The sequence below is a fragment of the Armatimonas sp. genome (assembly GCF_964826245.1).
In genome coordinates, this window is record NZ_CBAYMC010000095.1 from 1 (window position 1) to 15381 (window position 15381).

Genomic DNA, 15381 nt, shown 5'->3' on the forward strand with positions numbered 1-15381 from the left:
TCGCCTGGCAGCGGGCCGCGGCGCAGCCCGTGGAGTCCATCTGGGTGCGCCGCGCCAAGGAGCGCTTAGAGGCCAGCTAGTCTAGAACCGACGGCCACCTCCCCGCTGCCTGAAATCCTTGGGTAGGTGCCCCCAACGCGACGGCGGCGCTTGTTTCTCAAATTTGCACGGGTGTGAGAAAAGTGATACAGTAGCCCTTGCGCCTGGCGGTCGGATATCGTCGGGTTTTGCTTTGAAAGGACACGACTATCATGCGCGAAGGAATCCACCCGGACTACCGCCTTGTTGTTTTTAAAGATGCTTCCAGTGAGTTCTCGTTTCTTGCAGGCTCCACCCTCAAGACTGAGCGAACCACTACCTGGTCTGACGGAAAAGAGTACCCTCTCTACGTCGCAGAAATTACCTCCGACACCCACCCGTTCTTCACCGGAAAACAGAAGATCCTGGACACCGAAGGTCGTGTCGAGAAGTTCATGCAAAAATACGGCATGAAGAAGAAGTAGTTTATGTCAGATTTGTATGGGGGCCAGGCAGTCATCGAGGGCGTGATGATGCGCGGCCCCCATCATTTCGCCGTCGCCGCTCGTCGTGCCAACGGCGAGATCGCAATCACCTGCGAGGCAGTCCCCTATCAGAATCGTCCCGCATGGCAAAAGCTTGCCTTCCTCCGAGGGGTATTTGGGATTGTCGGAGCCATGCGCCTGGGAACCCGCTCCTTGTTGTGGGCCGCCAAGATCGCTGAAGAAGAGATCGCGGAGACGGACAAGCCCTCTGGTAAAGTGATGGATGTCGTGCTCGGGAGTACGGTGGTTCTGAGCCTAGCACTGGCGATTTTTTTCAAGACCCTCCCCCAGATTCCCATTCAGTTTGCCAAGAATGCCGGCTGGCCTGCCTGGCAGATTATCTTAATGGACTTCACGATCCGCGTGGTCTTTATCACCGGCTACTTGCTTCTGATAGCACGGATGAAGCATGTCTTTCGGGTTTTTCAGTACCACGGGGCCGAGCACAAGGCGATCAACGCTTTAGAGGCAGGCAAAGAGCTCACGGTTGAGAATGTCCGGGCAGCCAGTCGCCTACACCCGCGCTGTGGAACGTCGTTTTTGTTTGGACTCATCGCGCTCTCTGTCTTAGCGATGTCCTACTTCAATATCAACAACAATGTCCTCTGGCAGCGCATCTTGATCCAAGTCGGTCTTCTGCCCGTGATGGCGGGCGTGATGTTTGAGATCCTGCGCCTTGGAGGCAAGTTCCGCAACAATGCTGCCGTCGCCACTCTCTCCACACCGGGGCTCTGGACTCAGTATCTCACCACCCGCGAGCCCGATGACAGCCAGATAGAGGTCTCGATTGCCTCACTAAAGGCGGCGATGGCTGCTGAAAATGGAAGCGTTGCAGAGGCTAGAAACGCGGCGGAAACGCAGACCGGGTAGCATAGACGCATGCCCGCTCACTCAGAACGCATGGACTGGTCTCCGGAGATCACCTATGTCATTGGCCACCAGCGCCCCGATACGGATGCCATCGCTTCGTCTCTTGGCTACGCCTGGTTTCTCACGCAGACCAACTCAGAGCGCTCGTTTCGAGCGGCTCGCGCAGGGCAGCCTTCGGAGCAGGCACGCTATGCCCTGAGCCGTTTTGGGCACGACTCTCCCCTTCTTCTCCCGGAAGCCTCCCCAACATTCGGGCATATTCTTCAGCGCACCCCGGCAGTTGCAGCTTCCGCCCCGCTCACCGAGGCGCTTGCCCAGCTTGCCGCGGGGGAGAGCGCCGTTCCGATCACCCAGCCGGGGGGCAAGCCCTGCGGTCTCGTCTCGCCACTCGCACTGGCGCGGGCTCTCGCCGCCGGGAACCTTGAAAATCGCACCTGTGGCTCACTGGCTGAGGTCGTGCCTCTGGTGCGTCAGCGGGATCGGCTCTCGGATCACAAGGGAACCCTCCTGCGTGCGGAGGCCAGCCGCTTTATAGTACAAGACGATCTCGGGCGCTATTTGGGCCTCGCGGCGCAGCAGCAGCTCCTTCACCCCCCCCGTGCCCGACTGATTCTGGTGGATCATAACGAGCTCGGCCAGGCGGTTCCGGGTGCCGATGAGGCGGAGATCGTAGGGGTTTTAGATCACCATCGTCTGGGAAACCCACCCACTCCTGCCCCGATTCCCTTTGTGGTAGACCCCGTGGGCAGCACATCTACCCTGGTTGCGGAGCAGTGCCGGAGCCGTCGGATCACGCCGCCCCGTGCGCTGGCCGGAATGCTGCTCTCAGGGATTCTCTCGGACACGCTGGTTTTTCGCTCCCCGACCAGCACCCCCCGCGATGAAGTGATGGCGCAGTGGCTCGGCGGCGTGGCACAAGTGGACGTCGCGCTCTACGGCGAAGAGCTTCTTCGCGCCGCGCCGGGGCTCTCGTCGCGCACCGCAGAGGATATCGTGGACTCGGACCGCAAGACCTACGTGATGGCCCAGCAGCTCGTCAGTATCGGCCAAGTGGAGGTCAGTAGCCTGCGCGAGCTTCCCGAGCGCCAAGAGGAGCTGCTCGATGCCATGACCATCCGCCGCGTCCGAGAGGGCCACGCGCTGGTCTGCCTGATGGTCACCGATGTGATCGAGGGCGTGAGCCGCCTGCTCGTCGTCGGTGAGCGCACGATGGTGGATCTGCTCCCCTTCGCCCGCCTCAGCCTGACGGAGTTCGATCTAGGCCACGTCGTCTCGCGCAAAAAACAGCTCGTCCCCACTCTTCAGGCTAGTATCGAACAGTAAGCTCTCCTGTAGCAGTGCGGCGAAGTCGGGCTCGCTCTCCAGCATGTTTCACCTCCAGGATCGTTCGCAGGGCACGCTGGTGCTTAAGCCAGCGCTGCTCCGGCGTTAGCTTCAGGTTCTCGCGAAGGAGCGACAAATCCACCCCGTTTTCGTCCTGATCGCCGTACGGGTGGGCCGCAAGCCACGCCAGCACTTGCTCCTGTGAGTTGGTTTCCATACGCTGATTGTATCCCACCACGTATGGGGTTGTCGGGCCGTTTTAGGGCGGGCCCATTGATGGGTCTGCTGCGACCGATATATCCTACCGACCCGCCGTGCTGTACTTGACATTCTGTAGGATCTTAAGCTGGTAGAGCGTCAGCGTCACCAACACGAGGCCCATCATCCAGGCGGCGGCGGTGGCGTAGCCGAACTTGAGGTACATAAACGCGTTGTACCAGATCTCCAGCCCGATGGTGTGGGTGGCGTAGTCGGGGCCACCGGCGGTCTGGACGAGCACGGGCTCCATGATCTTAAACGCGCCGATGGTCGCGCCGACGAGGTTGATGAGAATCAGCGGCGAGAGGGTTGGGAGGGTGATGCGCCAGATTTTCGTGAGGACGCCCGCGCCGTCTAAGTCCGCCGCTTCGTACATCTCGTCGGGGATGCCTTGCAGGGCGGCCAGATAGATAATGCTCCCCGGCCCGGCTCCCGCCCAGATCAGCGGCAAGACGACAGCGAACTTGGCCTGCGCGGGGTCTTGGAGCCATTTTTGCGGCTCGATATGGAAAATTGCCAGCAGCGAGTTGGCAAAACCCTGCGGGCTGGCGTCGAAGAACTGCTTCCAGAGCATCGCCACAATCACGCTGGTAGTGACGGCGGGCAGGTAGTAGAGCATCCGGTAGATCACCTTGCCCTTAGGGATCTCATTGAGCATCAGGGCGAGGATAATCGGGAGCGCAAAGCCCAGTGCAAGCAGCCAGCCGGTGAAGGCGAAGGCGTTGAAGAAGCCCTTCCAGAAGGTCTCCTGGGTCGCGGCCTCGATAAAGTTGTCCAGCCCGATCCACTTGGAGTCGCCCAAGATACGGTAGTCCTGGAACGCCATCAGCATGCCCTTGAGCAGCGGAAAGTACGCCCAGACCGATACCGAGAGCAACGCCGGGAGCATAAATGCCCACGCCGAGAGATGTACTTTGAGAGGAAGCTTTCCGACCGAGACGGTCGTGCGCTGCCGACTTTGCCAGGCCAGTAAGAGCGCTCGCCCAACGAGCCCGGTGAGGAGCAAGACAATCCCGCCAGCGATCACACTGGCAACGCTTCGGCGCTGCGCCACCGTGGCAGGGTCGGCGTAGTTGAGCAGCTTGGAGTTGACTTTCGCCTCCGCCGCACTCAGAATCTGCTTAATGGGACGGTCGGGGTAGAGGGTCGCCTGGTCCAGCGGCTCGTCCAACAGCTTGTAGATAAACGCCATGTTCGGCCCCGCAGGCTCCGGTTTCCCTGAGGCGAACAGCGACTCTTGGGAATCTAGCCAAGGCCGCGCCGAGGCGGTGATAAACTCCTCATAGCCCCACTTTTTCAGCTCTTTGGGATTCACCAGCTGCCCGAGCCCGTTCTCCACATACGCCTGCACACGAATCTTGCTGGCTTCTTCGCTGGCCATGAAGTTCACAAAGTCGTAGCAAGCTTGCAGCTTACGCTCGTCTTTGACCGATGCGTTCACGCCCCACATCGAGGCATTGAGCTCGTTGCCACGCAGCCCCGTCGGGCCTTTGGGCAGCGGTGCGATCCCAATCAGCGACGGGTTCAGGTCAAAGCTGTTCATGTTGGTCAGGTCGTCGCTCTGGTAGCTAAACCACATCGCCAGCTTCCCCGCCGAGATGTCCTGCGAGCGCGTCGTAGACTTGGTGCTCACCCCCTTGGTGGTCATCAGCTTCCGGTAGAACGCCAGCGCTTTCTCCCCCGCCTCAGAGTTAAAGGCCGCGACATACTGCCCCTCCGAGGTCTTTTTGGTGACATCGCCGCCTGCCTGGTAGAGAAAGTTCAGCCAAAAGTAGCTCGCATCCGACGGTGGGAACGTGAAGCCCCACTGGCCTTTTTTCTCGTCGTAGAGCTTCTGACAGTAGGTGTAGAACTCGTCCCAGGTCTGCGGTGCCTGGTTCGGGTCGAGCCCCGCCTCGCGGAAGAGATCTTTGCGATAATAAAGCGCCTGCACAAACTGAGCGTAGGGCACAGAGTAGACATGACCGTCAATGTCCAGCTCTTTCTTGAGATTCGGGTGCACTCGGGTGAGGGTGTCCGGGTACTTGGTGAGCAATCCGTCCAGCGGCTGCAAGAACCCCTGCCCGACATACTGCCGCATGAGCCGCATGTTCACGTAGACGATATCCGGGGCAGTGCCTCCGGCGTAGGCCATGAGAATCCCGGACTCTGCCGCCGGGCCTTGAATGCTCAGCGACGTAAACCGCTCTAGCTTGATCTCCGGGTGCTTCTTCGAGAACGCCTCAAAAACCGTACGACGGGCACGATCAAATGGTGCCGTCGAGTTCGGGTCGGGAATCCCCCACGATGAGTAGGCTCCTCCCACCTTCAGCACAATCGGCTCGGTCTGTGCCCGCGCCACGGCTGCACAGACCAATAAAAGTAAGCACCAGAAAATCCGCATGTGCTATTTTACCTTCTTCACGCCTCAGACTTCAGCCTTCCTCACGGGCGGTAGCGCCAGTCGGGGTGATTGGTGTAGGCCATGACTTCCTCGACAATCGAAAAGAGGGCTGGGTCGGTGCGCTGAAGCTGTTCACGGCTCCGGGGCTGGTGGACGTCAAAGTAGGCCTCGACACCCGAGACCCACTTCTCCAGACGTGCCTCGCCGAAAAGTACTCGGAGCCGGTTGTCCAAGGTCACGTCCAGCCGCTTGACCCGCAGCTCGTACTGCTGCCTATCCCGCTGCTTCTCGAACTCTGGGTCAGCGGGACGCGTGGCGGTAGCCAGATAGAAAACGCGAGCGAGTGTCCCCACCAGAGAAACGAGGCGATCTTCGGAGACTTCCAGGCGTTTGGGATCGGCTCCGGAAAGCGCTGCGGCTCCCTTGGGCAAGACCGCGAGATAGTAACCGTCGTTGATCAGTGCCTTGAGAATATCGTGGCGGTAGGTAAAGAGCTTACGAATCGTGTCGTTAGCCTTCAGGAGCGCTTTATCGCCGGTCTTTGCAACCCCGACCACCGGAAACTCACGGGCTAGCGTGAACTTGGTAAAAATCGGCGCAAACTTGAACTTTACCGGAGGGGCAATCACCGAAGGCTGGCGACGAACAGGGGTGTAGCGCCAGTCTTTTGAGTCTTTTACGCCCGTAAGCTTGAAGGTGTCCCGAACGAGTGCGAAGCCCTCTGGGTCGTACTTTTGCAGGAGCTCCCGCGTGCCAATCGGGCCATGGTTCCAGTTGTTGATGCGATTGCAGTTAAAGTAGCTCTGCGCAATCTCGCCCCAGTACTCGCCCGCGTTGGACGCGGCGTAGGTATTTTTCCAGAGCCCCTTTGCCAGAGCCGCTTTGTAGACTCCACTGAGCCGACCACGCCACATGGGATCAAGCCGCGAGAGAGCCGCGTCTATGGTGTGGCAGAACTCGTGGACCGCAATACTCTCATCATCGTAGCGATCCAGCGGCAGGTTGAGCAGGTTCTCCTCCCCAAAGCTGGTCACATCAAGGCCGCCTGTGCCGCGCACTCGTTCATTGAGGTAGGCAGGGTTTGGAGCGTTTCGATACTCTGGCATGTCGGTGTAGACCTGGTCTTTGCCAATCACGATCAGCCGTGTCCCAAAGGTCGCCATGGTCTCCAGAATATCGGGGCGTCCCGCCAGCAAGTGAGACACCAAAAAGTGGGTTCGCTGGAGCGCTGCATCGTCTACGACTCCTGCCGCCGCAATATGGAGCCCTTTGAGATCCACGTGTTTCTGGTAGAAGCGCCGCGCGGGCTCGCGATCTCTCTCACGAAATCCAGCAAAAAAGCTCTCGGGTGGCATGGTGACGCGTGGGGTTTGGCGCATTAGGAAACTCCTGCCAAGCGGCGCAGGTGATAGGCGCAGTTTTTACTACACGCCGCGCCATAGTGCTCTCGCACGTGGCATTTCTCGCAGACCTGGCCAGATTTCTTGCAATAGCCACAGGTAAAGTCTTCCGTCGCCGGGTCGCCGCAGTGGGGGCAGAGGCCATACTTTTGTGACGGCTGGAGCTTGCTATCCACCGCCACCCGATGGTCGAAGAGAAAGCACTCACCCTCAAACGCGCCGCCCTCGGGGAACTCGGCAAAGTAATTTAGGATGCCCCCGTCAAGCTGATAGACATTCTCGTAGCCCTTGTGCTCCAGGGTCAAGATGGCTTTTTCGCAGCGAATTCCCCCGGTGCAATAGATCAGAATCGTCTTGTCCTGCGGCAGTGGGTTGCTGTCAAGGTAGCCTGGAAACTCCGAGAACTTGCTGAGATTCGGGTCAATCGCGCCTCGAAACTTGCCGATTCGTGTCTCGTAGTCGTTGCGCGTGTCGAGCACAATGGTATTTTCGGTGTCTTGCAAGAGCGCATGCCACTCTTTGGGCGGCAGGTGCCGGTGCTGATCGGACGTCGGGAAAACTCCGGGAAGCTCTGCCGTCACGATCTCCTCGCGCACCTGAATCGTCAAGCGGCGAAAGGCGGGCTCCGGTGCAAAGGAGTCCTTGAACTTGAGCGTGGCAAGCTCCGGAATCTCCCGCAACGCAGCCTTAAACGCCACCAGCGACTCCGGCAGAGCACAAACTGTCGCATTGATCCCTTCCGTCGCTAACAAGATCAGCCCCTGGATCTCAAGAGACTCGCTGACTCTGAGCAGCTCTATTCGAAGCGCTTCGACGCGCTCCGGCTCCAGAGGGACAAATTTATAGAAAGCGGCAATGGCATAGGACATAGCGCCTCTATTCTACCGCCAACCTCTTGTGGGAGACTTCTTCCCTCAAAAGTGCAATACCAGATTTCCGATAGAAAGAAAACTAGTAATTTTCTCTAGAATCTTAGGAGCCTAAAAACCCAATCTACGGAGTGACGGCCATGAATATTCTGACAAGACCTTTGCTCACGCTCCAAACGGAAGATGACGAGCTGATCCCACTAGAGCTACCTGCTATTAGTCTGACAGGCAGACCGAAGTTAGTACAGGAGCTAGTCGCTGCGCTCCCAGAGAGTCTCTCTCTGCCACAGCAGAGGCTTGTCATCCAGAATATCCTGGAGCAAAAGGCCCACGTGGATCCCAGTACCCTCATAGGGGAAGTTGTCTGGAACAAGCGTGGGGCACTTCTTGCACTCCAGCATCTAGACGATGAAGAGCTGCGAGAGCAGGAGGCGATCACGGCAGAAATCGAGGTACTCTGGAAGCGCCGTGAGACCGTGCAGGAGACATTCTACCGGCGAGGCGAGGGACTCCGTAAGCAGATCGAAGAGATTGATGCTCTCCTCGCTTTTCTCGTTGAGGAGAGCTACTCAGAGCCCCTCCTAAAAGCGGCCTAAACCTACCAGGGAAGCTCGTCGGTGTAGGGAATCCAGATATTTTTGACTTGCGTCGCAGCCCGCAGAAACGCATCCTGGCGCGGGAGCGTACCGGGCTTGGGGCACCAGGTGCGCTTAAGGTTCCCCACGGAGGCCGCTTCTACCAGCGCAATACTCTCCCCAAAGTACCAGATTCCGTCCACATCATCGTGCTCCGCCAGGGTCTTCATCAGGACATCGCGCTCCCCGGTGATCAGATTGACCACGCCGCCGGGGATGTCGCTAGTTTCCAGTACTTGATAAAAATCCGTCGCCGAGAGCGGGTGCATCTCAGAGGGAACCGCTACCACGGCATTTCCTAGGGCAATCGCCGGAGCCACCACGGAGATCAGACCCAGAAGCGGCTGCTCGGTGGGACAGGCAACGCCGAGTACCCCCAAGGGCTCGGGTATCGCCAGCACGACACTCTTCTGAACCGTCCGATGGACAGAGCCCTCGTTCTTATCCGCCCATGCCGCCCAGATAAAGAGCTGTGCGATACTCTGCTCGACTTCTTCGGTGCCGTCTTGTCCCGTCTGCTGTGTGACTCGCGCCGCAAACTCCGCCGCGCGGTAGCTTAAGTTCTCGGCCAGGTAGTAGAGAAGCTGCGCCCGGTTATGCCCGCTCGCGCTGCCCCAGCCTACCGCAACCGCCCGTGCCGCCTCGACCGCATTGCGAATGTCTTTACGGCTACCGTCGCCGACTACCCCGATGCTCTCACCCTGCGAGCTCAGCACGGTCCGGCTGTAGCCTGAGTCAGGGCGCACCTGCTTGCCCCCGATATAGAGCTTAGCAGTTTGATCGAGATTCCTCCCCCCTAGCCCCCGTCCAACGGGGGAAACGGAGTAGTTCCCCCGCACAGCGGGGGTTAGGGGGGAACTGACAAGATACTCCCACAGCCCCTCTTTTCCGCCTTCACGGCCAAAACCGGACTCACGGTAGCCGCCAAAACCAGCCGCCGCGTCGAAGAGATTGGTGCCGTTGATCCAGATCGTCCCCGCCTTGAGCTTGGGAGCGGCTTCCAGACACTGGTTGATACTCTCCGACCAGAGCGAGGCGGCCAGTCCATAGGGCGTGTTGTTGGCAAGCGCAATAGCCTCAGCAGGCGTGCGGAAGCTCATCGCCACTAAAACCGGGCCGAAGATCTCTTCCTGGACGACAACCGACGCGGGTGAGACGCCCGTGAGCAGGGTAGGGGGGTAGAAACTGCCTGTGGTGGGACACGCCCTCTTAGGCTGGAAAAGCTCCGCTCCCTGGTTCACACCTGCCTTCACGAGCTCGTCAATCCGTGCAAGCTGTATTGGGGCCACAATCGCCCCCATATCCGTGACTTTATCCAGCGGGTCCCCGACGCGCAGAGTCTCCATACGCCGCTTCAGTTTCTGTAAAAAACGCGCCTCGACACTCTCCTGCACCAGCAAGCGGCTCCCCGCGCAGCAGACCTCGCCCTGGTTGAACCAGATCGCGTCCACGATTCCCTCAACCGCCGCATCTAAGTCCGCATCCTCAAAGACGATGAACGGGGATTTCCCCCCCAGCTCCAGGGAGAGCTTCTTCCCGCTTCCCGCGGTTGCTTTCCGAATCAGCCGCCCGACCTCCGTGGAGCCGGTGAAGGCGATTTTCTGGACATCAGGGTGGGCTACCAGCGCCGCGCCGGTGCTGCCATCCCCTGTGACGATATTGACCACGCCTGCGGGCAACCCAATCTCGGCACAGATCTCCGCAAAGAGCAGGGCCGTCAGTGGGGTAAACTCGGCGGGCTTTAGCACCACGGTACAGCCGGTTGCCAGCGCGGGCGCGATCTTCCAGGCGAGCATGAGCAACGGAAAGTTCCAGGGAATGATCTGCCCACAGACCCCCACGGCTTCGTAGCCCGCGCACTCGGTCTCCAAAAGCGTCGCCCAGCCAGCGTGGTGATAAAAATGCCGTGCCACCAGCGGGATATCAATGTCACGCGTCTCGCGGATGGGCTTGCCGTTATCCAGGGTTTCCAGAACCGCAAAAAGCCGCGCGTGTTTTTGTATCTGCCGCGCAAGAGCGTAGAGAAACTTTGCCCGCCTCACGCCCCCCAATGCTTTCCAGCCAGGCAGCGCCGAGCTTGCCGCCGCAACGGCAGCTGCAACATCGGCCTCCGTCGCTTGGCTAACCTGAGCCAGCGGCTTACCCGTCGCAGGATTATCGGTGGAGAAGAGTGTCCCTGGAGCGGTCCATGCTCCCGCAATAAAGTGCCCAAAGCCCTCCGGGCGCTGTGCCAACCACTCGAGTGCCGCAACCGCACTCTCGGGCGCAGGGCCATAGTCCATCGTCTCAAAAATCTCCGCCACACTCATAGAGAAAAGACAGCCTTGAGAATGTCCTCACGGGTGACAATGCCAACTAGTGCCCCCTCCGTGTTTACCACGGGGAGGCGGTTGATTTTTTTGTTTAGAAGCAAGCGACTCGCCTCTTGAACCGACATTTCTTCGGACGCAGAGATCACCGAGGTGGTCATCACGGTGCGTACGGCGAGGTCTGCGCCTTCGTGGTAGAGCCGTCGGACGGTAGCTTCCGGGGCGATAAAGAGGCCAAAAGCGGTTATCCGTGGCAGAGCTTCCCGTTTCTTGACCTCGTTGAGTAAGTCCGACTCGGAGAGGATTCCCACGAGTGCCCCTTCGGAGTTCACCACCGGAGCGCCACTAATCTGGCGCTCCGTGAGAATCGCTGCTGCCTCACGCAACGTGGCTTCGTCGGAGACGGTCACCACATCGCGTGTCATGATCTCAGCAAGTGTTTGCATAGTCTACTTCACTAAAAGAGCGTACTCGGTCTTTGTCCGATAGGTCTGGCCCGGTTTCAGGATCGTGCTCGGGAAGTTCTTCTGGTTCGGAGAGTCCGGGAAGTGCTGGGTCTCCAGACAGATCGCGGAGTGCTGGACGTACTTCCAGCCGCCCTTACCCACCAGAGTTCCATCGAGGAAGTTTCCGGTGTAGAACTGCAAGCCAGGCTGATCCGTGCGAACCTCCAGCTGGCGTCCCGAGGTCGCCTCGCTCAGACGCGCCACGGTGGCATAGCCCTTGGCACCCGGAAGGAGCACAAAGTTCATGTCGTAGCCGATATTGGGCTCTTTACCCCCTGCCGCCGTGATCCGATCTCCGATCATGGCAGGCTGAGAAAAGAAATCATAGGGCGTGTCCGTCACGGAGAGAATCTTACCGGTAGGAAGCAGATCCGCATCGCCCTCCGTGTAGCTCTTGGCCGCGACATAGAGCTCATGGTCGTGAATCGTCCCTCGCCCCTTGAGATTAAAGTAGGCATGGTTGGTCATGTTGATCGGGCAGGGCTTATCGGTCGTGGCGGCATACTCCATCTTAAGCGTATTGGCATCGGTGAGCGTGTAGATAACTGACGCGTTCACATTACCTGGATAGCCCTCTTCACCGTCTTTGCTGACATAGGTGAACTGCACCGCAGGGCCATCGGTCTTGGAAACAATCTGTGCCTTCCAGACACGCTTGTCCCAGCCTTTGGTGCCACCGTGGAGGTGGTTGGGAGGATTGTTGGTTGCCAGCTTGTAGGTCTTCTCCCCAAGCTTAAAGCGCCCCTTGCCGATACGATTGGCATAGCGCCCCACAGTAGAGCCCATGAACGGGTGCCCTTTTTCGTAGGCAGCTAAGTTGTCAAAGCCGAGGCAAATATCCCCGAGCTTGCCGGACTTATCAGGTGCATGGAGCTCCGTCAGGGTTGCTCCAAAAGTCATGATCTTCGCAATGAGGCCGTTCTTGTTGGTGAGTGTGTAGATCTCTACCGCCTCACCTGTCTTGAGCTTACCAAAGGACGCTTTCGTAACGCCAGCCATGTCTATTTCCATTTCCTTTCCTCGCAGACGAGTTCAGCTCTATTGTACCCGCTGTGGTATACTACGGCACGGGCCGCAGCCATTCTATGCGGCCCGTATTTTATTGCCATGTCCACTGAAACTTCTCTCTCAAAAAACGCTAAGTATATCTTTGTCACCGGCGGCGTCGTCAGCTCTATCGGTAAAGGGATTACCTCTGCGGCTCTTGGCCGCCTGCTCCGCAATCGTGGCTTTAAAGTCACGATGGTCAAGCTCGATCCCTATATCAATGTCGATGCAGGCACGATGAACCCCTTTCAGCACGGGGAGGTCTTTGTCACCGATGATGGTGCGGAGACGGATCTAGATCTAGGGCACTACGAGCGTTTTGTGGACATCAACCTAAGCCGCGCGGCCAGTGTCACCACCGGGACGGTCTACGGCGCGGTGATTGCCAAAGAGCGGCGCGGCGACTATCTGGGAGGGACGGTTCAGGTGATCCCCCATGTCACCAACGAGATCAAGGAGCGCATTATCGGGCTGAGTAAGTCCACAGGCGCCGATGTGGTGCTCGCCGAAGTTGGGGGGACGGTCGGGGATATTGAGGGCCTGCCGTTTCTGGAGGCGATCCGTCAGATGAAGCGCGATGCGGGAGCGAGCAATGTGCTCTTTGTCCACGTGACCCTGATCCCCAGTGTCGGGCCGTGGAACGAGATCAAGACCAAGCCGACACAGCACTCCGTGATGCGCCTGCGTGAAGTTGGGATTGCGCCCGATGTGCTGGTCTGCCGCGTCAAAGAGGGCCTCTCTGAGGAGCACCGCGAGAAGATCGCGCTCTTCTGCGACGTTGACGCTGATGCGGTGATCCCCGCCCGCGATGTCGAGACGATCTATGAAATCCCAGTGATCTATGAGCAAGAGGGCTTCGCGGACTTAGTGGTCAAGCGCCTCGGATTGCCCCAGAGTGAGTCCAACTTGGAGGAATGGAAGACCATTGTGGAGCGTGTCCTGCACCCCGCCCATATTGTCTCAGTCGCCGTCGTCGGAAAGTATGTCCAGAACGGTGATGCCTATATCTCCATCGCCGAGGGCCTACGCCACGCCGGGATCCAGCACAACTGCCGTGTCGAGATTGACTGGGTAGACTCCGAGGCACTCGAAGAAGAGGGCGTGGACGTGGTCGCGCGGCTGAAAAATAGCGATGCCATCGTGGTCTGCCCTGGCTTTGGTGCACGCGGCATTGAGGGCAAGATCGAGGCCGTGCGCTACGCACGCGAGCATAAAGTCCCCTACTTTGGGATCTGCCTCGGGATGCAGATGGCCGTGATTGAGTTCTCTCGCAATGTCTGTGGCCTGACGGGTGCCAACTCCACGGAGATGGACGAGAAGACCCCCCACCCGGTGATTCACCTGATGCACGACCAGTACCAAGTCGAGGACAAAGGCGCGACCATGCGCCTAGGGCTCTGGGACTGCCACCTGACGGAGGGGAGCCTCGCGGCAAAACTCTACGGAACAAGCTTTATTCAGGAGCGCCACCGCCACCGCTACGAGTTCAATAACGACTACCGCGAGCAGCTCACCACAGCGGGACTGACCTGCTCGGGGATCAACAAAGACAAAAATCTTGTGGAGATTGTCGAGATCTCCGACCATCCCTTCTTTGTGGGGGTTCAGTTTCATCCGGAGTTCAAGAGCCGCCCCAACCGGGCCCAGCCACTCTTCGCGGGACTGATTGAGGCCGCTCTGGCAAGCAAAGCAAAGAATAAAACACCATAAGATCGCGGGTACAATAGGCACATGCAAAAAGCGAAACTTCAAAATCCGGCGGCGCTCAAGGAGAAAGCCCCGGCCAAGTTCAAGGTACAGTTCGAGACGACTAAGGGTGTCTTTGTCGTGGATGTCACGCGGGATCTCTCTCCCAATGGCGTGGATCGCTTCTACAATCTGGTCAAAAATGGCTTCTTCGACGGCATCAAGTTCTTCCGCGTGGTCAAGGGCTTCGTGGTTCAGTTCGGCATTCACGGCGACCCGAGCCTCGCGGGCAAGTGGCTGGAGAGCAATATCCCCGATGATGCTGTTAAAGGCAGCAACAAGCGCGGCACGCTCACCTACGCCAAGTCTAGCGCTCCCAACTCCCGCTCCACCCAGCTCTTTATCAACCTTGCCGATAACAGCCGCCTTGATGACATGGGCTTCTCCCCGTTTGCCCAGGTCACCACGGGCATGGAAGTAGTGGATAAGCTCTTTGGCGAGTACGGTGAGCAGATCACGTCGCTTCAGGGCGAGATCGCGGCAGGGGGAAATAAGTTTCTGGAGAAGAACTTCCCCAAGCTGGATGCCATCAAGACCGCAAAGCTGATCAGGTAGTTGAGCCTCCTGCGCCTGCACGGAGTCACCGTGCGTTTCGATGATAGGCAGGTGCTTCGGGAGGTCTACTTCAAGCTGGCCAAGGGGGAGCGGGTTGGGCTGATCGGGCAGAATGGGACGGGTAAAACCACGCTCATCCGGCTCTTTCTCGGCGAGCTCGCTCCCACCGAGGGCAGGGTGGAGCAAGAGCCAGGTCTAAAAATCGGCTACTTCTCTCAGTTCTCCCAGCTCGACAGCACCCAGACCGTTGAGGAAGTGCTGGGCGAGGTACTCGCCGAACCCAAGGCCATCGAAGCCGAGCTAGAGGCGATTGCCGCACAGTTCGCCGACGAAGGCGCCGACTTAGAGATTTTATTAGAGCGCCAGGCCACGCTACTAGAGCGCATGGAGCAGCTCGACGGCTGGAACTGGCAGGTCGCCGTGGACACGGTTCTTGGCAAGCTAGGTTTCTCGCAAGAGCACCGCACGCGCCCTATTGCCCAGCTCTCCGGTGGCTGGCGCAACCGCGCAGCGCTGGCGAAGATTTTACTGGAGGCCCCTGAGGCACTGCTGCTGGATGAGCCGACAAACTACCTTGATGTCGAGGGTGTCGCGTGGCTCGAAGAGTGGCTCCGTGGCTTTCCGGGCGCGGTGCTTCTCGTCTCCCACGACCGGCAGTTTTTAGACCGCGTCGACACGCGCATCGTCGAGCTGGAGATCTACCGCCTCAGCGACTACGCGGGCCACTACAGCGACTACATCCAAGAAAAACCGTTTCGCCTGAAGACCAGCGAGCGCCAGTTTCTGCACGAAGAAGAGCTGCTGCTGCTCGAGGCCGAGGCGCTGAAAGAGCACAAAGAGCGCCGCGAGCGCACGATTGCCGATCTGTAGAAGCGCGTCACGCCGCGCCCCGCGCCGGTGCTAATCACGGAGATCTA

14 protein-coding genes are annotated in these 15381 nt (G+C 58.9%); 7 read left to right on the forward strand and 7 right to left on the reverse strand.

From position 1 onward, the window contains the following. Positions 1-251: 251 nt before the first annotated feature. Genes AC1XOS_RS10850 through AC1XOS_RS10860 form a run of 3 tightly spaced genes read left to right on the forward strand, consistent with a single transcriptional unit; the run spans position 252 to position 2756 of the window. Positions 252-503, forward strand: coding sequence for a type B 50S ribosomal protein L31 (locus tag AC1XOS_RS10850; protein WP_309707473.1), 252 nt, complete (start codon positions 252-254; stop codon positions 501-503). 3 nt (positions 504-506) lie between these two features. Beyond that, a complete protein-coding gene (locus tag AC1XOS_RS10855; protein ID WP_481962236.1) occupies positions 507-1433 on the forward strand; it encodes a DUF1385 domain-containing protein in 927 nt (308 codons plus the stop codon). Between the two features lie 9 nt (positions 1434-1442). Continuing rightward, entirely contained in the window at positions 1443-2756 is a 1314-nt protein-coding gene (locus AC1XOS_RS10860) for a DHHA2 domain-containing protein (RefSeq protein ID WP_481962237.1), read from the forward strand. On the opposite strand, the gene AC1XOS_RS10865 is transcribed toward AC1XOS_RS10860, so the two are convergent. From AC1XOS_RS10865 to trhO, 4 genes are all read right to left on the reverse strand, one after another. Then, positions 2740-2973: a hypothetical protein gene (locus tag AC1XOS_RS10865; protein ID WP_481962238.1), complete on the reverse strand. Its 234-nt coding sequence runs from the start codon at positions 2971-2973 to the stop codon at positions 2740-2742. The genes AC1XOS_RS10860 and AC1XOS_RS10865 overlap by 17 nt on opposite strands. An 84-nt stretch (positions 2974-3057) precedes the next feature. Next, on the reverse strand, positions 3058-5397 hold the full coding sequence (locus tag AC1XOS_RS10870) for an extracellular solute-binding protein (protein ID WP_481962239.1): 2340 nt from the start codon (positions 5395-5397) through the stop codon (positions 3058-3060). Between the two features lie 41 nt (positions 5398-5438). Next, positions 5439-6776 carry a hypothetical protein gene (locus AC1XOS_RS10875; protein ID WP_481962240.1) on the reverse strand — a complete coding sequence of 446 codons (1338 nt, stop codon included), beginning with the start codon at positions 6774-6776 and terminating at the stop codon, positions 5439-5441. Beyond that, positions 6776-7666, reverse strand: a complete 891-nt coding sequence (gene trhO, locus AC1XOS_RS10880; protein ID WP_481962241.1) for an oxygen-dependent tRNA uridine(34) hydroxylase TrhO — start codon at positions 7664-7666, stop codon at positions 6776-6778. The genes AC1XOS_RS10875 and trhO overlap by 1 nt, the downstream gene beginning before the upstream one ends. A gap of 140 nt (positions 7667-7806) precedes the next feature. On the opposite strand from trhO, the gene AC1XOS_RS10885 reads away from it, so the two are divergent. Next, positions 7807-8262 carry a hypothetical protein gene (locus AC1XOS_RS10885; RefSeq protein WP_481962242.1) on the forward strand — a complete coding sequence of 152 codons (456 nt, stop codon included), beginning with the start codon at positions 7807-7809 and terminating at the stop codon, positions 8260-8262. Between the two features lie 2 nt (positions 8263-8264). Here the strand turns inward: AC1XOS_RS10885 and AC1XOS_RS10890 are convergent, their stop codons facing one another. From AC1XOS_RS10890 to AC1XOS_RS10900, 3 genes are read right to left on the reverse strand one after another with little or no spacing between them, the layout of a single operon-like run. Beyond that, positions 8265-10610, reverse strand: a complete 2346-nt coding sequence (locus AC1XOS_RS10890; RefSeq protein WP_481962243.1) for an aldehyde dehydrogenase family protein — start codon at positions 10608-10610, stop codon at positions 8265-8267. Continuing rightward, complete coding sequence (locus tag AC1XOS_RS10895) at positions 10607-11056, reverse strand: CBS domain-containing protein (protein ID WP_481962244.1); 450 nt, start codon at positions 11054-11056, stop codon at positions 10607-10609. The genes AC1XOS_RS10890 and AC1XOS_RS10895 overlap by 4 nt, the downstream gene beginning before the upstream one ends. 3 nt (positions 11057-11059) lie before the next feature. Beyond that, positions 11060-12115 (reverse strand): aldose epimerase family protein, encoded by a 1056-nt coding sequence (locus tag AC1XOS_RS10900; RefSeq protein ID WP_481962245.1) that lies wholly within the window; start codon positions 12113-12115, stop codon positions 11060-11062. A gap of 108 nt (positions 12116-12223) precedes the next feature. Here AC1XOS_RS10900 and AC1XOS_RS10905 point away from each other — a divergent pair, with 108 nt between their 5' ends. Genes AC1XOS_RS10905 through AC1XOS_RS10915 form a run of 3 tightly spaced genes read left to right on the forward strand, consistent with a single transcriptional unit; the run spans position 12224 to position 15334 of the window. Further along, complete coding sequence (locus AC1XOS_RS10905) at positions 12224-13873, forward strand: CTP synthase (protein ID WP_481962246.1); 1650 nt, start codon at positions 12224-12226, stop codon at positions 13871-13873. A gap of 21 nt (positions 13874-13894) precedes the next feature. Beyond that, on the forward strand, positions 13895-14464 hold the full coding sequence (locus AC1XOS_RS10910; RefSeq protein WP_481962247.1) for a peptidylprolyl isomerase: 570 nt from the start codon (positions 13895-13897) through the stop codon (positions 14462-14464). After that, positions 14465-15334: an ATP-binding cassette domain-containing protein gene (locus AC1XOS_RS10915; RefSeq protein WP_481962248.1), complete on the forward strand. Its 870-nt coding sequence runs from the start codon at positions 14465-14467 to the stop codon at positions 15332-15334. The last annotated feature ends 47 nt before the right edge of the window (positions 15335-15381 follow it).